The 18098-nt window shown below is 75.7% G+C and carries 15 protein-coding genes; 11 read left to right on the top strand and 4 right to left on the bottom strand.

Translation table 11 applies throughout. The features are described from left to right. Positions 1-145: 145 nt before the first annotated feature. Genes AB0F89_RS21375 through AB0F89_RS21350 form a run of 6 tightly spaced genes read left to right on the top strand, consistent with a single transcriptional unit; the run spans position 146 to position 7736 of the window. Entirely contained in the window at positions 146-349 is a 204-nt protein-coding gene (locus AB0F89_RS21375) for an MbtH family protein (protein WP_367127256.1), read from the top strand. Positions 350-377: 28 nt separating this feature from the next. Then, complete coding sequence (locus tag AB0F89_RS21370) at positions 378-2699, top strand: lantibiotic dehydratase (protein WP_367127254.1); 2322 nt, start codon at positions 378-380, stop codon at positions 2697-2699. A 1-nt stretch (position 2700) separates the two neighbouring features. Further along, positions 2701-4224 (top strand): amino acid adenylation domain-containing protein, encoded by a 1524-nt coding sequence (locus AB0F89_RS21365; RefSeq protein WP_367127253.1) that lies wholly within the window; start codon positions 2701-2703, stop codon positions 4222-4224. Continuing rightward, positions 4221-5195 (top strand): threonine/serine dehydratase, encoded by a 975-nt coding sequence (locus tag AB0F89_RS21360; protein WP_367127251.1) that lies wholly within the window; start codon positions 4221-4223, stop codon positions 5193-5195. Before AB0F89_RS21365 ends, AB0F89_RS21360 begins: the two co-directional genes overlap by 4 nt. Further along, on the top strand, positions 5192-5446 hold the full coding sequence (locus AB0F89_RS21355) for an acyl carrier protein (RefSeq protein WP_367127250.1): 255 nt from the start codon (positions 5192-5194) through the stop codon (positions 5444-5446). Before AB0F89_RS21360 ends, AB0F89_RS21355 begins: the two co-directional genes overlap by 4 nt. A 1-nt stretch (position 5447) precedes the next feature. Then, on the top strand, positions 5448-7736 hold the full coding sequence (locus AB0F89_RS21350) for a lantibiotic dehydratase (protein ID WP_367127249.1): 2289 nt from the start codon (positions 5448-5450) through the stop codon (positions 7734-7736). A gap of 67 nt (positions 7737-7803) precedes the next feature. Here the strand turns inward: AB0F89_RS21350 and AB0F89_RS21345 are convergent, their stop codons facing one another. Further along, positions 7804-8337 (bottom strand): ArsR/SmtB family transcription factor, encoded by a 534-nt coding sequence (locus tag AB0F89_RS21345; RefSeq protein WP_367127247.1) that lies wholly within the window; start codon positions 8335-8337, stop codon positions 7804-7806. A 118-nt stretch (positions 8338-8455) separates the two neighbouring features. Between AB0F89_RS21345 and AB0F89_RS21340 the strand changes: the two genes are divergently transcribed. Next, the gene (locus tag AB0F89_RS21340) at positions 8456-10255 is read left to right on the top strand and encodes a prolyl oligopeptidase family serine peptidase (protein WP_367127245.1); all 1800 of its coding nucleotides are present in this window, start codon (positions 8456-8458) and stop codon (positions 10253-10255) included. 22 nt (positions 10256-10277) lie between these two features. On the opposite strand, the gene AB0F89_RS21335 is transcribed toward AB0F89_RS21340, so the two are convergent. Next, positions 10278-11276 carry a YdcF family protein gene (locus AB0F89_RS21335; RefSeq protein ID WP_367127244.1) on the bottom strand — a complete coding sequence of 333 codons (999 nt, stop codon included), beginning with the start codon at positions 11274-11276 and terminating at the stop codon, positions 10278-10280. A gap of 45 nt (positions 11277-11321) precedes the next feature. Then, entirely contained in the window at positions 11322-12554 is a 1233-nt protein-coding gene (locus AB0F89_RS21330; protein WP_367127243.1) for a DUF4032 domain-containing protein, read from the bottom strand. 161 nt (positions 12555-12715) lie between these two features. Between AB0F89_RS21330 and AB0F89_RS21325 the strand changes: the two genes are divergently transcribed. The 3 genes from AB0F89_RS21325 (at position 12716) to AB0F89_RS21315 (ending at position 15100) form a co-directional block, all read left to right on the top strand. Beyond that, positions 12716-13225, top strand: a complete 510-nt coding sequence (locus AB0F89_RS21325) for a sigma-70 family RNA polymerase sigma factor (RefSeq protein WP_367127242.1) — start codon at positions 12716-12718, stop codon at positions 13223-13225. Then, positions 13222-14400, top strand: a complete 1179-nt coding sequence (locus AB0F89_RS21320) for an LCP family protein (RefSeq protein WP_367127241.1) — start codon at positions 13222-13224, stop codon at positions 14398-14400. Before AB0F89_RS21325 ends, AB0F89_RS21320 begins: the two co-directional genes overlap by 4 nt. 133 nt (positions 14401-14533) lie before the next feature. Beyond that, complete coding sequence (locus tag AB0F89_RS21315) at positions 14534-15100, top strand: hypothetical protein (RefSeq protein WP_367127239.1); 567 nt, start codon at positions 14534-14536, stop codon at positions 15098-15100. Between the two features lie 4 nt (positions 15101-15104). Here AB0F89_RS21315 and AB0F89_RS21310 read toward each other — a convergent pair whose 3' ends face one another. Then, positions 15105-16091 carry a Gfo/Idh/MocA family protein gene (locus tag AB0F89_RS21310; protein WP_367127237.1) on the bottom strand — a complete coding sequence of 329 codons (987 nt, stop codon included), beginning with the start codon at positions 16089-16091 and terminating at the stop codon, positions 15105-15107. Between the two features lie 116 nt (positions 16092-16207). Here AB0F89_RS21310 and AB0F89_RS21305 point away from each other — a divergent pair, with 116 nt between their 5' ends. Further along, positions 16208-17893, top strand: coding sequence for a DEAD/DEAH box helicase (locus AB0F89_RS21305; protein ID WP_367127236.1), 1686 nt, complete (start codon positions 16208-16210; stop codon positions 17891-17893). Positions 17894-18098: the final 205 nt, after the last annotated feature.

The raw sequence follows: 18098 nt of genomic DNA, 5'->3' as shown, positions 1-18098 counted from the left end.
CCTGCTCGCCGGGAAGGGCCTCCCACCAGGGAAGAAGCGGCACGACGCGGTTGCCGTCGTGACTGCGCGTTCTTCTCTACCCGGCCGCCCGACCCGGCGGCATCGTCTGTCCCGGCAACGCAAGAGCGACCGATCGGGAGCGCCGATGACACAGGACGAGCGGGTGTACCGGGTCGTGACGAACGACGAGGAGCAGTACTCGATCTGGCCCGCCGACCGCGACCTGCCACCCGGCTGGGTCGCCGACGGGACCGAGGGGCCGCGCGAGGTCTGCCTCGACCACGTCGAGCGGGTGTGGACCGACATGCGTCCGCGCGGCCTTCGCGAGCGGATGGGGCAGCAGGGCTGACAACAGCCCTCGACAGACCTGGGAAGGGATGGTCAGCGTGGCTGGAACGGTGCTGTTGCCCGGTGGTGGTTGGCGGTTGTGGGGCCAGTTCGCCCTGCGCGGGACGGGTTTCCCGGCCGCCGGTGTGCTCCGCCTCGCCCCGCCGGGACTGGGGGTGGCCGCCGACAAGTTCGCCGACGTGGCGCCCCGCGACCGGTGGACGGGTCCGGAGTGGGAGGAGTTCGAGGCGTTCTTCGCCGAGTCGGCGGTGCGCACCGCCCGCGAGCTGCAGGACATCGCCGCGCAACCGCGGTTCCGCACGGCCCTGGCGTGGCAGAACAAGGCGGTCCTCGGCTCGGGCATCGCGCCGTTCCTGGCGTGGACGCCCACCGCGGCGGGCCGCACCAGCATGCCGCGGCAGCGCGAGGAGCTGGTGGCGCACTACTGGCAGCGGTTCTGCGTCAAGAACGACACCATCGGCTTCTTCGGCCCGGTCGGCTGGGGTAGCTGGGACCTGGGGGGCACGCGCGGCGTCACCGTCGTGCCGGGTGAGGACCTCCTGGCCGCCGCGGAGGTGTACTTCTCCAGTTGGGGCATCGACGCGCTGGCGAAGGTGATCGGCGCCGAGCCGGGGATGCGCCCGTGGGTGCCGCCGCGCCGGGTGTCGTTCGCCCGGGTCGCCGACGGCGCGGTGAGCCTGCCGGGCCGCCCCGCCGTGCCGCTGGCGGAGGGCCTGGAGGACGTGCTGCGGCTGTGCGACGGCGCCCACCAGCCGGTGGAGATCGCCGAACGGCTCGGCCGCGACCTGGACGGCGTGCTCGGCGCCCTGGACGAGCTGCTGCGCCGCCGCTGGATCACCTGGCGCATCGACGTCCCCGCCAGCGCCCACCCCGATCAGGCGCTGCGGTCGGTCGTGGAGCGCGTCGGCGACCCGGTGGCGCGGCAGCGGGCGCTGGACCGGATCGACGTGCTCCAGCGCGGCCGGGAGCGGGTGCGGGCGGCGCTGGGCGACGCCGACGAGCTGCTGGCGGCGATGTCCGCGCTGGAGGCCGACTTCGTCGGGATCACGCAGACCTCCGCGCAGCGCGAGAAGGGCGCCAAGACCTCCGCCAACCGGGCGCTGGTCTACTCCGACACCCGCCGCGCGGCCACCGCCCTCCTGGGCCCGGCCGTGCTGGCGGAGCTGACCCCGCTGGCCCAGTGCCTGACCGCGGCCCGGTGGATGACCAACCGGTACGCCGAGATCGCCCGCGACCACCTGCGCGAGGCGTTCGACTCGCTGCGCGCGAAGCGGCCCGCGGTGGACCTGGCGTCGCTGTGGATGGCGTGCCTGCCCGTGCCGCACCCGGACTCGATCGCCGACGCCGACCGCGTGCAGGCCGAGCTGCAGCGCCGCTGGGAGGCCATCGTGGACGCCCCCGAGGGCGCGCGGCGGGTACGGCTGTCGTCCGCGGCGATCGCCGACCGGGTCCGGGAGGCCTTCGAGGAGCCCGCCACCGGCTGGAACGTCGCCCGCTACATCAGCCCGGACGTGTTCATCGTCGCCGAGGACGCCGCCGCGGTCGAGCGGGGCGAGTTCGAGATGGTGCTCGGCGAGCTGCACGTGGGCGTCAACACCATGAGCGCGTCGCTGTTCGTCATGCAGCACCCCGACCAGGACGAGCTGCTGGCCGAGACCGACACCGACTACCCCGGCCCCCGGCTGCTGCCGATGCTGCCCAAGGAGCAGCCGCCGCGCTGGAACACCCGCAGCCGCCCGGCGCTCAACCGGCCGCGGGACTACCTGGTGGGCATGGTCGACCACACCGCCGACCCGCACCGCCCGCGCACCGCGACGGGCGCGGACGTCCTGGTCGAGGAGCGCGACGGCGACCTGGTCGCGGTGCTGCCCGACGGCGCGGTGTTCCCGGTGATCGACGTGTTCGGCAACGCGCTGACCGCCCGGATCATGGACCGGTTCAGCCTGCGGGCCGCCGCCGACCACTCGCCCCGGGTGACCGTGGACAACGTGGTGGTCGCCCGCGAGTCCTGGCGGTTCACCGCCGACTCGCTGGAGTTCGCCGCCGAGAAGCACGAGTCGCGCCGGTTCGTGCGGGCGCGGGCGTGGCGCGACGAGCACGAGCTGCCCCGCTACGCCTTCGTCGTCTCCCCCGTCGAGCCCCGGCCGTTCTACGTCGACTTCGACAGCCCGGTCTACGTCAACGTGCTGGCCAAGGCGGTGCGCCGGCTGGCGCGCGAGGACCCCTCGGCTCGGCTGACCGTGTCGGAGATGCTGCCCAACCCGGAGCAGGCGTGGCTGACCGACCACACCGGCGCCAAGTACAGCTCCGAGCTGCGCTTCGTCGCCTTCGACCAGACCGGGCGGGACTGACGTGGGCGGGACTGACGTGGGCGCGGCCGACCTGATCGGGACCGACCCGGACCCGGTCGGCACGAGCGCGGCCGGTCACCCGGACCGACCGGCCGTCGTCACCCCCGACGGCGTGCTCACCCACCGGGAACTCGCCCGGCGGACCGACCGGCTGGCCCGCGTGCTGCGCGGCCACGGCGTCGGCCCCGAGGTGGTGTGCGGCATCGCGCTGGAGCGCGGCGCGGACGCGGTGGTGGCGATGGCGGCGGTGCTGCGGGCCGGGGGCGCGTTCCTCACGGTGGACACCGACTTGCCGCCCCTGCGCACCGCCGCCCTGTTGGAAGGCGCGCGGGCGCTGGTCACCAGCCGCGGCCTGGCCGGCCGGTTCGCCGTTCCCGGTCCCACCGTGCTGGTCGGCGAGGACGGGACCACCGGCCCCGTCGCGCCGCTGCCGGCGGGGCGGCACGACCCCCGGTCGCTGGCCTACGTCAGCCACACCTCCGGGTCCACCGGCGTCCCCAACGCCGTGCTGGTCGAGCGCCGCTCGCTGCGGGCCTACCTGCGGTCCGCCGTGCGGGACAACGACCTCGGCCCGGACACCGCGGCGCTGCAGCTGGCGCCGCTGGGCTACGACGCCTCGATCCGCGACACCCTGGCCCCGCTGCTGGCGGGCGGTCGGCTGGTGGTGCTGCCCCGGTCGGCGCTGCTGCGCCCCGAGGAGCTGTTCGAGGCGGTGCGGACCTACGGCGTCAACACCGTCCTGAGCACCACCCCATCGTTCCTGACCTTCCTGTCCCGCCAGGACGGCGCGGCGCGGGCGCTGCGGGACGTGCGGCTGGTGGCGACCAGCGGCGAGTCGCTGCGCCCGTTCCTGGCCGCCGGCGGGCGGGCGCTGGTGCCGGGCCGGCTGGTCAACCAGTACGGCCCGACCGAGTGCACCATGACCTCCACCCGCCACGAGGTGCCCGACCGGCCCGAGGCGGACGCCGACCTGGTCGGCACGCCGCTGGCGGGCGTGGTGGTGCGGCTGCTGGGCGGCGACCTGCGGCCGGTGCCGGACGGCGAGGTCGGCGAGGTGCACATCGGCGGCGTCGGCGTGGCCCGCGGCTACGCCGGCAGGCCGGCCCTGACCGCGACCCGGTTCGTGCCCGACCCGTGCGGCGAGCCGGGCGCGCGCCTGTACCGCACCGGCGACCTGGCGCGGCGGCGGCCGGACGGCGTGCTGGAGTACCTGGGGCGCAACGACCGGCAGATCAAGGTCCGCGGGCACCGGGTCGACCCGGCCGAGGTGGAGGCGGTGCTGCTGACCCACCCGGCGGTCACCGGCGCGGCGGTCACCCCGGCCACCGACGAGGTGCGAGGCGCCTACCTCGTCGCGCACGTCACCGGCGAGCTGGCGGAGGTCCGCGACACGGCGCTGCGCGCGCACCTGGCCGAGTCGCTGCCGCCGCACCTGATGCCCCGGCGCTTCACCCGCCTGGACCGCTTCCCCACCACCCGCAGCGGCAAGGTCGACCGCGCCGCGCTCGCCGGGAGCGCGCGGTGACCCGCCTCGACACCCGGCTGGGCACGGCCGACGTGCTCGCCGCCGCCCGGCGCATCGAGGGGCACGTGCTGCGCACACCCCTGCTGGCGCTCGACTCCGTGCCGGGCGTGCTGCTCAAGGCCGAGCACGTCCAGCGCGGCGGGTCGTTCAAGATCCGCGGCGCGGCCAACGCCCTGCTGGCCGAGCCCTGCGGCGAGGTCGTCACCGGGTCCTCCGGCAACCACGGCATCGCGGTGGCCACCCTGGGCCGCGCGCTGGGCGTCGCGGTCACCGTGGTCATGGCCGGGGGCGCGAGCCCGGCGAAGGCCGCCGCGCTGCGCGGGCTGGGCGCGACCGTGCTGGAGGTGGCGGGCGGCGTGGACGAGCGCGACCACCGCGCCCGGGAGCACGCGGCGTCGACCGGGGCCAGGCTGGTGCCGTCCTCCGACCACGAACTGGTGGTCGCGGGCCAGGGCACGGTGGGCGTGGAGGTCTTCGAGGACGTGCCCGGCGTCGACGCGCTGTTCGTGCCGACCGGCGGCGGCGGGCTGCTGGCCGGGGTGTGCCTGGCGGCGCGGGACCTGCCGGTGCGGGTCATCGGCGTCGAACCGGCCGACGCCCGCCGCTACGCCCTCTCGCTGGACCGGGGCTCGCCCGTGGCGGTGCCGCCGTCGCGGACCATCGCCGACGGGCTGCGCGGGCAGCGGCCCGGCGCCGTGACGCTGCCGGTGATCGCCGACCGCGTCGACGACCTCGTGGGCGTCACCGACGACGCCATCGCGCACGCCGCGGCGCTGCTGCGCCGGGCGGGCGTGCACGCCGAGCCCAGCGGCGCCGTGGCGCTGGCCGGCGCGCTGGGATCGCGCTTCACCGGGACGGCCGCGGTGGTGGTGTCCGGCGGCAACACCGCCGAAGCGCTCGCCTTCGCCGGCTCGGCCGTCCCACCACCGCACGTCGACCACCGCACCACCACCAGAGGAGACCGACCATGACCGCCATCGGCATCACCGCGACCGAGCTGACCGACCTCGTCGTCGACGTCTACCGCGAGGCGCTGGCCAACCCGTCGCTCGACTCCGAGAGCGACTTCTTCGAGGCGGGCGGCGACTCGCTGGCCGCGTTCCAGATCACCGCGCGCCTGCAGGCCACGCTGGGCGTGGACGTGCCGGTGGCGCTGGTCTTCGCCTACCCGTCCCCCGCCGACCTCGCGTCGGTGGTCGAGCAGGAGCTGGAGGTCGGCTGAGATGGCGGACGAGCGGGAGGGGCCGGCCCGGGGGGAACGGGCGCTGCCCGGCGGGCGGTGGCGGCTGTGGGACCAGTTCAGCGTGCGCGGCGCGGGCTTCCCCGCCCAGGGCGTGCTGCGGCTGGCCCCGCAAGGGCTGGGGCTGGCGGCCGACCGGTTCGCGTCGGCGAAGTCCCAGCGGGGCGCGGAGTGGGAGGTCTTCGAGGCGGCGTTCGAGGCGGCGGCGGCCAAGGCGGCGCTGGAGATGCGGGACATCGCCGCGGGCGACGCGTTCCAGAGCGCGATCGCCTGGCAGAACCGGGCGGTGCTCGGCCGGGCGGTGCGGCCGTTCCTGGAGTGGGAGCCGGGTGACGGGCGCACCAGCCGCACCCGGCAGCGCGAGGAGCTGATCTCCCACTACTGGCAGCGGTTCTGCGTCAAGAACGACACCATCGGCTTCTTCGGCCCGGTCGGCTGGGGTCGGCTGGACGACGGCGTCGACGGCGTCGAGGTCGACCCCGGAGAGGGGCTGGTCGCCGAGACCACCGTGTACTTCGCCAGCTGGGCGATCGACGCGCTGGCCCGCGTGCTCGGCGAGGACCCGGCGCTCGCGCCGTGGGTCGCACCGCGCCGCGTGCCGTTCGTGCGCGTCGGCGACGGCGAGGCGGCCCTGCCGGGCTGCCCGCCGAAACCGGTGGCCGCGCCGCTGCTGGAGGTCCTGTCGCTCTGCGACGGCACCCGGTCCGCCGTCGCGATCGGCGAGGAGCTGGGCCGCGACGTCACCGACGACCTGGCGCGGCTGGAAAGCCGCCGGTACCTGGTGCGGCGGCTGGAGGTCCCCGCAGGCTCCCACCCCGAACGCGCCCTGCGGACGTGGCTGGAGGGGGTGCCCGCCGAGGTGGCCGCACCCGGCCTCGCCGCGCTGGGGGCGTTGGAGCTGGGCCGCGGCCGGGTCGCGCGGGCGTCCACTCCGGACGAGCTGGTCGAGGCGATGTCGGCGCTGGAGCGGGAGTTCGAGGCGCTGACCGACGCCGCGGCGGCCCGTGAGAAGGGCGGGTCCACCGCGCCGGGACGGGCGCTGGCGCACTCCGACGCCCGGCGCTCGGCCACCGTCCGGCTCGGCGGGGCGGTGCTGCGGGAGCTGGGCGCGCTGGAGCCGCTGCTGGCCGGCGCCGCCTGGCTGACCTCCTCGCTGGCGCGGCGGGTGCTGGCCGGCGCGCGGCGGGTGTTCGACGCCTCCGGGCCGGTGGACCTGGCGACGTTCTGGTTCGCCTGCATGCCGGTGCTGCACCGGGACGCGGTGGCCGACCTCGCCGAGCTGCGCGCCGAGTTCTGGCGGCGCTGGGCCGACGTGCTGGACCTGCCGGCGGGCGCGCGGGACGTGCGGTTGTCGACGGCGGAGGTCTCGGCGCGGGCGGCCGGGGCGTTCGCCTCCCCCGGCGGCGGCTGGAACGCCGCCCGCTACCTCAGCCCGGACGTGATGATCGCCGCGGCGGGCGTGGACGCGGTGCGGCGCGGCGAGTTCGACCTGGTGCTGGGCGAGCTGCACGTGGCGATGAACACCCTGGGCGCGTCGCTGTACCTCGACCAGCACCCGGACCGCTCGGAGCTGGTCGGGCTGACCACCCGCGACGTGCCGGGCCCGCGGCTGCTGCCGCTGCTGCCCAAGGAGCACCGGTCCCGGTTGTCCACGCGGGTCCGCCAGAGCCTGGTGCGCCCCGAGGACTACTGCGTGGCGCTGGTCGACGACACCGCCGACCCGCACCGCCCGCGCACCCCGCGCAGCGCCGACGTGCGGGTGGAGCTGCGCGACGACGAGCTGGTGGCGGTGCTGCCCGACGGCGCGGTCTTCCCGGTGGCCGACGTGTTCGGCCACGTGCTCACCACGCTGGTGGTCGACGGTTTCCGGGTGCTGCCCGAAGCCGACCACACGCCCAGGGTGCGGGTGGGCGGGCTGGTGGTGTCGCGGGAGACGTGGCGGTTCCCGGTGGCGGAGCTGGGTTTCGCCGACGCCAAGACCGAGGCGCGGCGCTTCGTGGGCGCCAGGGCGTGGCGGGCGGGGCACGACCTGCCCCGGTTCGTGTTCTTCACCTCCCCCGCCGAACCGCGCCCGGTGTTCGTCGACTTCGACAGCCCGGCCTCGGTGACCCTGCTGGCCAAGGCCGCCCGCCGGCTGGCCCGCGCCGACGCCTCGGCCAGGCTGACGGTGACGGAGATGCTGCCCACCCCGGAGCAGACGTGGCTGACCGACGACAGGGGGGAGGTCTACACGTCGGAACTGCGCTTCGTCCTGCACGACACGGCTTCCTGACCTCGCCGAAGCCCACACGGCCCCACACGGCCCCGCCCCCGGGCGGGGCCACAGGCACTTCCCGGCTCTACCGCTCCAAGCGGGCCACGACGGACCACAGGTAGCTCAACGCCTCGCCGTCGGGCTCGTCGCGCTCGGCGAACTCGGCGATCAGCTCCTCCACCCGGGCCTTCAGCTCCGCCTGCGAAGCCGCCCCCAGGCGCAGCACGCCCCTGGCCGTCTCGCGGTTGGCGTCCGGACCGGCCTCCGCCACCTCGGCCCGGTGCGCGGCCAGCAGCGCCAGGTCCACCCGCTGCGCCAGCCCCTCCCCCTCGACGTCCACCAGGCCGAGCCGCCACGTCCGACCGGTCGCCCGGTACGGCCGCTCCAACGCGCCCCGCGCACCGCTGCGCACCGGCTCGGCGGCCAGGAACCCGGTCTTCACCAGCGCCCGCACGTGCCGCAGCACGGTCGCCGGCGCGACGCCCAGCCGGTCCGACAGCTCCTTGTTGGTCCACGCCCGGTCCAGGCACAGCCGCAGGACGCGCCACCGCAGCGGGTGCGCGAGCGCCTTCAGCTCCTCCACCGTGGCGTCGCGGGCGGGGTGATCGGGCGGCGGCACGCGCAGAGGTTAACCCAAGCGCCCTTGCCGCGCCCGGCACTGGTTTGCTTGACTGTCATCGGTTGCAATAAGTGAAATCACTCATGCGCCGCATGTCGCCCCACCGCGAGGAGGAACGGTGAGCTGGACCGACTTCGAGTGGCTGTCCGGCGCCGAGCCCAGCCCCGACGGGCGGAGCGTCGCCTACCTGAGCGACGCCTCCGGACGTCCGCAACCGTGGCTGCTGCCGCTCGACGGGACGCCACCGCGACTGGTCGAGGTGCCCGGATCGGTCCGCCGGTGCGCGTGGCGGCCGGACGGCCGGCGCCTGCTGGTGCTGACCGATCCCGACGGCCGCGAGGACCACCGCCTCGCCGAGGTGGACCTCGGGACGGGCGAGGTGGAGTGGCTGGCCGCCGAGGAGGGCGTGCGGTGCGAGATCGGCGTGCCCTACGGCAGCACCGGGCAGCCCTACAGCCCGGACGGCGCGCTGCTCGCGTACGCCTGCAACGCCCGTGACCGCGAGGTGTTCGACGTGCTGGTGCGCGACCTGCGCACGGGCGACGTGCGGATCGCGCTGCGCGGCGACGACCGCTACCTGCCGGTGGGCTTCTCCCCCGACTCGCGGCTGCTGCTCGTGCTGCGGCTGCACCAGAACACCGAGCAGGACCTGTTCGCGGTCGACCTCGCCGACGGGGCGGTCCGGCGGCTCACCCCGGCCGGAGGACCGGCGAAGCACCACCCGGTCGGGTGGCTGCCCGACTCGTCCGGCCTCTACTTGTGCACGACCCTGGGCCGCGACTTCCTCGGGCTCGCGGTCCTGTCCCTGACCGGCGACCTGACCTGGATCGACACCCCCGAGTCCGATGTGGACGGGGCCGCCCTGTCACCGGACGGCACGCGGTTGGCGTGGGGCCTCAACGAGGACGGCTACACCCGGCTGAGGTGGGCCGACGTGGGCGGCGAACCGCGGGACGTGACGGGCCTGCCGCGCGGTGTCGCGGTGACCGAGTTCGGCCTCGACGGGCACGCCCCGCGGTTCACCGCGGCCGGCGACCTGCTGGTCCAGCTCGGCCGGCCGGACGCGGCGACCGACCTGTTCCTGGTGGACCCGGCCGCCGGCACGGCCCGGCAGCTCACCCGCTCCGGCGCGCGGCTGCCCGGCGCGGCCGTGCCGCCGACCGTCGTGCGCACGGCCGACGGCGCCGTGCCCTGCCTGCTCTACCGCCCGCCGTCGGCGAGCGCGGACCGCCCGGCGCCGGTGGTCATGACCGTCCACGGCGGACCGGAAGCGCAGGCGCGCCCCGTGTTCGACCCCCTGGTCCAGTCGCTCCTCGCGGCGGGCATCGGCGTGCTCGCGCCGAACGTCCGCGGGTCGTCCGGGTACGGGCTGCGCTACCAGCGGTCGATCTACCGCGACTGGGGCGGCGGCGACCTCGCCGACCTGGAGGCGGCGGTGGGCGTCCTCGACGGCGTGCCGTGGGCCGACACGACGCGGCTCGGCGTGCACGGCGCGTCGTACGGCGGCTTCGCCGCGCTGTCCTGCCTGACCAGGCTGCCGCACCGGTGGCGGGCCGGGGTGAGCGAGTGCGGGTCGGCGGACCTGATCGGCGACGTCCGGTCGTTCCCGCCGACCTGGCGCAAGCGGGCGGTCGACTGGATCGGCGACCCCGACGACCCGGCCGACGCGGCCGCGATGACCGCGCGCAGCCCGCTCACCCACGCCCACCGGCTGAGCGCGCCGGTGCTGATCATGCACGGCGAGAACGACACCAGGGTCGACCCGGCGGAGTCCGAGCGGATGTACCGGAGGCTGCGCGAGCTGGGCAAACCGGCGCGGCTGGTGCTGCACCCCGGCGTCGGCCACGAGTGGGACCGGGCCGGGTTGGCCGACGTGGTGGGCCTGATCGTCTCGTGGTTCGCCGAACACCTCCGCTGACCCGGGGGGTGCAGGCGGACGGTCACGTCAGGGTCAGCACCAGGTGCAGCGCGACCAGCAGGCCGCACGTGGCGGTGTGCGCGACCGGGTTCTGCGCGAGCAGCGCGGCGAACTCGCGCAGGAACGCGCTGGGCAGGAAGTACCACGCCGTGGGCGCGCCGATGATCTGCATCCGCAGCCGGAGCCTGCGGGCCAGCACGGCGGCGCGGAAGACGTGGTAGTTGTTCGTCACGGCGACCGCCCGCCCGGTCCAGCCGCGCTCGGCGAGCAGGTTCGCGCTGTACCGGAGGTTCTGCTCGGTGGTGGCCGCCCGGTCCTCCGGCACGATCAGCTCGTCGGGCACGCCGCGGCGGAGCAGGTAGTCGCGCATCGCCGCCGCCTCGGACACCGCCTCGTCCGCGCCCTGCCCGCCGGAGACGACGATCAGCGGCGTGCGGCCGGCGGCCACCTCGCGCCGGTGCACGCTCAGGCCCCGGTCCAACCGCGCGGCCAGCAGCGGCGGGACGCGGTCGCCGGACAGGCCCGCGCCGAGCACCACGACGGCGTCGAAGCCGGTGCGGCGGCCGACGCTGCCGTAGACGATCGAGTACAGCAGCAGGCTGACGAACAGGAACGCCACGTAGGCCGCGACGACCAGCAGCGACCCGATCACCGCGTCGACCACCGGCCCGGTGTGCGCGGTGGCGAAGCCGAACGCCGCGACCACGCCGAAGATCGCCAACCCGGCCAGCAGCGAGAGCAGGTTGGCCAGGCCGAACCCCTCCCGGCGCAGCATCACCACGCCGTTGACGATCAGCGCGCTCGGCAGCACGAAGCCCAGCCCCAGCAGGAGCAGCACGAACGCGTAGCCGACGGCGGCGGCCGACCACCCGCCGTTGGCCGAGGCCCGGAAGACCAGCCAGAGCAGCAGGAGCACCAGGGTCACGCCGAGCCACACCGCGTTGCCGATCCGCCGCCGGTCGCGGAGCACGCCGACGACGAAGAACAGCGCGGGGACGATGGCCGCGATCCCGAAGATCATGCGGGTCAATGTAGGCGGCGGACCGCCCGGCTGTCGCGTCGCAGGTCAGTCCACCTCGTCCTGGTCCGCCGCCGCCTCGTCCGCCGCCGCCTCGCGGTCCGGCAGCACGGTGGCGAGGTAGGACCGCAGCGCGGCCGTGGTGCCGACGTCGCGGCCCGCGTTCTCGGACAGGTACCAGCGGTGCACCAGGACCTCGTGGAACAGCTCCGCCGGCGCCAGCACCCCCAGCAGGTCGCGCGGCACGGCGGCGACGACCGGGTCGTACACCTCGTTGCGCCACAGGTGGCCGGCCGTCGTCTCGGGCACCGGCGCGCCGTCGCGCTGCTCCAGGTACGCGCGGAACGAGCGCAGGTCGTTGAGCAGCCGCCGGGCCTGGCCCTCCTGCACCTCCAGGCCGGTGAGCTTGAACAGCTCGCGGCGGCTCTGGCCGATCTCGGCGACCCGGATGTCGACCCGCAGCCGCGCGCCGCTGTCGGAGGTGACCAGCTCCACCTCGCCGACGTCGAAGCCCAGGTCGTTGAGCCTGCGCAGCCGCTCGGCGACCCGGTAGCGCTGCTCGTCCAGCCGGAAGAACTCCTCCCGGGTCACCTCGTCCCACAGCGCCGCGTACCGGCGGGGCACGCTGTCGGCGACCTCGACCGGGTCGATGTCGGCGGGCAGCAGGCCGCCCGCTTCGAGGTCCATCAGCTCGCCGCCGATGCGCTCGCGCGCCAGGTCGACGTCGTAGGTGCGCTGGCCGGCGGACAGCTGCGGGTGCCGCTCGACGGTCTCGGCGTCCACCAGGTACGCGGCCAGGCCGCCCGCGTCCAGCCGGAACAGCGTGTTCGACAGCGAGCAGTCGCCCCAGAACGTGCCGGACAGGTGCAGCCGCACCAGCAGTTCGACCAGCACGTCCACCAGCCGGTCGGCCGAGTGCTCGTCGCGCGGGCCGGAGAACAGGTAGCGGTAGGACATCGAGTGCTCTAGGTAGCGGGTGACGAGGATCGCCTGCTGGTCCTCCGGGCGGTCGACGCACAGCCCGAGCACCGTCACCGAGGGCATCCCCTCCCGCTCCAGCTCGCCGAGCACCGCGTACTCGTGCCTGGCCAGCGACTCGGCGATCTCCTTGAGCGCGTAGACCCGACCCTCGCTGGCCACGAACCGCACGACGTGCCGCGAGATGCCCCGCTGGGGGACGGTCAGCAGCAGCCGCTCGTCCCACTCCTCCAGCGGTCGGTCCCACGGCAGCGCGAGCAGCCCGCCCGCCTCGGTGGCGGGTGGGCGGAAGAGGAATCGCATGTGCCCCCCGTGGCTGGTCCGGACGACGCCGAAACTACCCGGCGCGACTCACCCACCAGAGGAGTCCGGTGGCACAGGTCACACCCGCCCGGTGCAACGCGGGACGTCCTCCGAAGGGTTTCCCGTCCGCAACCGACCCGACAGCGGCAGAAGGGGGCGACGTGCGGGACGACGACGACTTCGACCGGTTCGTCACCGATCGCCTTGATCGACTATTGCGCTACGCCACGGCGTTGACGTGCGACAAGCACCTGGCCCAGGACATCGTCCAGGACGTGCTGCTGCGCGCCAGGCAGCGGTGGGCGCGGATCGGCGCGGTGGACGTGCCGCACCTCTACGTCAAGCGGATGGTGACCAACGAGTACCTGTCGTGGCGTCGCCGGCGGGCGGCCCGGGACGTGTCGGCCACGCACGCCAGGCTGGACGAGCTGTCCCCGGTGGTGGCCGACCACGCGGTCGGGCACGCCGAGCGGGACGCGATGCGCGCCCGGATCGCCGTGCTGCCGCGCAAGCAGCGCGCCGCGCTGGTGCTGCGCTACTACGAGGACAGCACGGACGCCGAGATCGCCGCCGTCCTCGGCTGCGCGGAAGCCACCGTGCGCAGCCACGTCTCCCGAGCGCTCCACACGCTGCGGATCAACGAGAACAGCCCGTCGGAGGTGCTGCGATGACCGGTTCCCGCCAGGAGGCCCTGATCCGCGAGGCCATCGCGGCCGAGGCCGACCAGGCCGTCGACCACCGCGCCGTGCTCGCCGGCCTGCGCGACGGGCAGGCCCGGCGGCGGCGGCCGTTCGCGCTGTTCGCCGCGGCCGGGCTGACCGCGGCGGCGGCGGTCGTCGCGGTGGTCGTGCCGCTCGGCGCGGACCGGGGCGCGGCGCCGGACCCGGCCGCGACCGGCGGCGCGCCGGGGACCGTGCTGCTGGCCGGTCTGGACGACACCGGGAACACCGACCTGGTCGTGCTCGCCCGGGTCGGCCCGGACGGCACGACCAGCGCGGCCTCGGTGCCGCGCGACTCGTTGGTCGACGTCCCGGGCGGGGGTGTCGACAAGGTGAGCGCGGTGTTCCGCCGGGCCCGCTCGGCGGCCGAGGCCGAGGGGCGGGACGGCGCCGCCGCGGGCGCGGAGGCCCTGGTGGCGGCGGTCGAGTCGCTGACCGGCGTGGAGGTCGACCACCACGCGACCGTCGACACGGCCGGGTTCACCGCGCTGGCCGAGGCGGTGGACGGCGTGGACGTCTGCCTGCGGGCCGCCGCCCGCGACGAGCACTCCGGCGTCGACCTGCCCGCCGGGCCGCAGACGGTGCGCGGCGCGCAGGTGCTGGCGTTCCTGCGGCAGCGGCACGGGCTGCCCGGCGGCGACCTGGACCGGATCGCGCGGCACCAGGCGTTCCTGCGCTCGGTCGCGGCGGAGCTGGCGGGCGACGCCGACCCGGCGGCCCTGGCGCGGGTGGTCGACGCGGTGCGGGACAACGTGCGCACCGACCCCGGCTGGGACCTGGCGGGGTTCGCCCGGCGGCTGGGCCCGACCGTGCGGACCGCGACCATCCCGGTCGAGGGGGTGGCCGACACCGACCGGGGCCAGGGGCTGGTGGTCGACCCGGCGGCGGTCCGGGAGTTCATGGCCGGGTTCTTCGCCGACGACGCACCCGCTGACACACCCACCAGCGCACCCGCCGGCGCGCCCACTGACGCGCCCACTGACGCGCCCTCCGACCCGCCTGTCGACACACCCACCGGCGCACCTGCCGACACGGCCACCGTGCCGCCCACCGGCGCACCCGCCGTGCCGCCCGCCGTGCCGCCCGCCGGAACCGCCACCGAAGTCCCCGCCGGCTGCGTGCGGTAGTCGCGCGGCCCCGGCCGGAGTGGCGTCGGCGAATGCCGTGGACGGCCGGCGCGGCGGTGTGGTCGAGTGTGACCGTGAGCCTCGCGGTCGACGTGTTCCGGTCCGGACCGGCCCCCGGTGGGGGTGTGCCGGCGTGGTGACCCGCAGGATCGTCGTGCTCGGGGTGAGCGGCGGCGGCAAGTCGACGCTGTCGCGCCGGCTGGCCCGCGTGGTCGGCGGCGCGCACGTCGAGCTGGACGCGATCCAGCACGGCCCGGACTGGACGTCGCCGCCGGTGGCGGAGTACCACGCGCGGCTCGCGGCGGCGACCGACGGGCCGGCCTGGGTGGTGGACGGCAACTTCGTGGCGCAGACCGCCGACGTGCTGTGGCACCGGGCCGACCTGATCGTGTGGCTGGACATGCCGCTGTGGGTGTTCCTGCCCCGGCTGGCGCGGCGCACGACGAGTCGGATCGTGCGCCGGACCGTGCTGTGGAACGGCAACCGGGAGGGCTGGGGCTCGCTGGTCGGGCGCGACTCGACGCTGGGGTGGGCGGTGCGCGCGCACCGCAGGCACCGGTCGACCTACCCGGACCGGTTGCCGCGCACGGGGGTCCCGTGGGTGCGGCTGCGGTCGCCCGCCGAGGTGCGGCGGTGGCTGGCCGGGTTCGGCGCGGTGAGCCGCCGGCCGCCGGGGGCGGACCACCCCGGTTCCCCCTGACCGGTCAGGGGCGGCGGCGGAGGTGGACCTCGGCGTCCGTCGCGGCCGAGCGGACCAGGGCCTGGCCGACCCTGGCGGTGCGCGCGGAGTGGGCCGGCGACACCAGCGGCGTGACCTTCTCGCGGACCGCCTCGGCGAACGCGGCGGCCTGGTGCGCGTAGGCGTCCGACGCCGGGACGACCTCCTCCCGCACGCCGTCCAGCGTGACGACCGTGATCGACCCCTCCTCGTCCGGCCGGGTCCACGCGTTGCGCACGGAGATCGAACCGCGCGTGCCCTGGAACTCGTACGCGGCCCGCGGCCCGTACTCCAGGCTGTAGTCCAGCACCGCCGAGCGGCCGTCGCCGAAGTCCAGGGCAGCCACCGCGCTCAGGTCCACCTCCCGCGAGTGGAACCGGGCCCGCACCGCGCGCGGCTCGGCGTCGAACGCCCACAGCGGCACGTCGAACGCGTAGCAGCCGACGTCCCACGTCGCGCCGCCGCCCAGCGCCGGGTCGAACCGGATGTTGCCCCCGGTGGCCGTCGGGTACGCGAACGCCGACCGCACCACCCGCAGCTCGCCGATCTCGCCGGACGCGAGCAGCGCGGCCGCCCGGGTCTGCTGCGGGTGGAAGCGGTACATGTACGCCTCCATCACCACGAGGTCGGCGGCGGCGCGCTCGACCCGGACGCAGTCCTCTTCGGACAGCGCCATCGGCTTCTCCACCAGCACGTGCTTGCCCGCTTCGAGCGAGCGCAACGTCCACGGCACGTGCTGCGTGTTGGGCAGCGCGATGTACACGGCGTCGACGCCCGGGTCGGCCAGCAGCGCGTCGTAGCCGTCGTGCACCCGCGCCCCGAACGGCCGCGCCACCTCCGCCGCCGCGGCCAGGCGACCGGCGCGGGCGGCCACCGCGGCGACCGCGTTGCCGGGCGTGCGGTGGATCGCGGGGACGACCCGGCTCGCGATGTGGGAGGTGGCCCCGAGGACACCCCAGCGCAGCGGCTTCACAGCGGAACACTAGCCTTGGGCGTCCCCCACCGGGAACGAGCGTGCGCGAGGCCCGACCGGGCCTCCCCCACCCCCCTCACCGAGCGGTTCGGGGGCGATCAGCGAGACTTGAGGGTATGAACGACGAGCCCGACGACCGGACCAGCTTCGCCGACCTCGGGTTGCGCCCCGAACTCCTCCGGGCGCTGTCCGGCCTCGGCTACGAGGAGCCCACCCCCATCCAGCGCGAGGCCATCCCGCCGTTGAGCGCGGGCCGCGACCTGCTCGGGCAGGCGGCCACCGGCACCGGCAAGACGGCCGCGTTCGCGCTGCCCGTGCTGGAGCGCATGGCGGGCGGCGAGCGGTCCCGGCGGGAGCCGTTCGCGCTCGTGCTGGTGCCCACGCGGGAGCTGGCGGTGCAGGTCTCCGAGGCGGTGCACCGGTACGGCCGGGAGCTGGGCGCGCGGGTGCTGCCGATCTACGGCGGCCAGCCCATCGGGCGGCAGCTGCGGGTGCTGGAGCAGGGCGTGGACGTCGTGGTGGCCACGCCGGGTCGCGCGGTCGACCACCTCAGCCGGGGCACGCTGAAGCTGGAGCACCTGGAAGTCGTCGTGCTGGACGAGGCCGACGAGATGCTGGACATGGGCTTCGCCGAGGACCTGGACACGATCCTGGCCGAGACGCCGGCCGAGCGGCAGACGGTGCTGTTCTCGGCGACCATGCCGGGGCGCATCGACCGGCTGGCCCGCCAGCACCTGTCCGACCCGGTGCGCATCACCATCGGCCGCGAGCAGGCCGAGCCGGGCGAGGCGCCGAAGGTGCGGCAGAGCGCCTACGTCGTGCCGCGCGCGCACAAGCCGGCCGCGCTGGGCCGGGTGCTGGACGTCGAGGCGCCGACCGCGGCGATCGTGTTCTGCCGGACCCGCGACGAGGTCGACCAGCTCACCGAGACGCTGAACGGCCGCGGTTACCGGGCGGAGTCGCTGCACGGCGGCATCAGCCAGGAGCAGCGCGACCGGGTGATGGCCCGGTTGCGCAACGGCACCGCGGACCTGCTGGTGGCCACCGACGTGGCGGCCCGCGGCCTGGACGTCGAGCAGTTGACGCACGTCGTCAACTACAACGTGCCGTCCGCGCCGGAGTCGTACGTGCACCGCATCGGCCGGGTCGGCCGGGCGGGCCGCGAGGGCGTGGCGATCACCCTGGCCGAGCCGCGCGAGCACGGCATGCTCAAGACCATCGAGCGGGTCACCAAGCAGCGCATCCAGGTGGAGAAGGTCCCGACCATCGCCGACCTGCGGGCGCGCAGGCTGGAGCTGACCCGGGCCGCGCTGCACGAGAGCCTGCTGGAGGACGACCTGGAGCACTTCCGGGTCGTGGTGGAGACGCTGACCGACGAGTTCGACGTCATGGAGGTGGCGCTGGCGGCGGTCAAGCTGGCCCACGAGGCCACCGGCGCGGCGGCGGACGAGGAGGAGATCCCCGAGTACGTGCCGCGGGCGGGCTCCGGTGAGCGCCGCGGCCGCGACGGCGGCGGCGACCGCCGTGAGCCGCGCCGGCCGCGCCGCCCGTCGGCGGGGATGACCAGGCTGTTCGTCGGCGCGGGCCGCAGCTCGGGCATCCGGCCGCAGGACCTGGTCGGCGCGATCGCGGGCGAGGCCAGGCTGAACGGCCGCGACATCGGCGCGATCGAGATCGCCGACCGGTTCTCGCTGGTCGAGGTGCCGGACTCGGCGGCGCAGCAGGTCATCGCGTCACTGCGGGGCGCCACCATCAAGGGCCGCAAGGTCACCGTGCGCCGGGAGCGCGACGACCCGCGCTGACCCCGGACCCGTGCCGCGGGCTGTCGCGGTTCGCGGCGCGGACCACCCGCGCGGTCACGGGTCGCGATGTTCCCCCGCACCCGCTGGTCGAGCAGCTCGCGGTCGGCGGGCCGGCCGGGCACGTGCCCGAGGCAGCGGACCGTCCGCTGTGGACGGCGTCCAGGTGTTCCGGGTCGGCACGTCCTCGTCGCCGGGCCGCCGCGCC

Source organism: Saccharothrix sp. HUAS TT1, assembly GCF_040744945.1.
Classification (GTDB): domain Bacteria; phylum Actinomycetota; class Actinomycetes; order Mycobacteriales; family Pseudonocardiaceae; genus Actinosynnema.
Note: the sequence above shows the minus strand (reverse complement) of the source record. Positions and strands in the feature narration are given on the sequence as shown.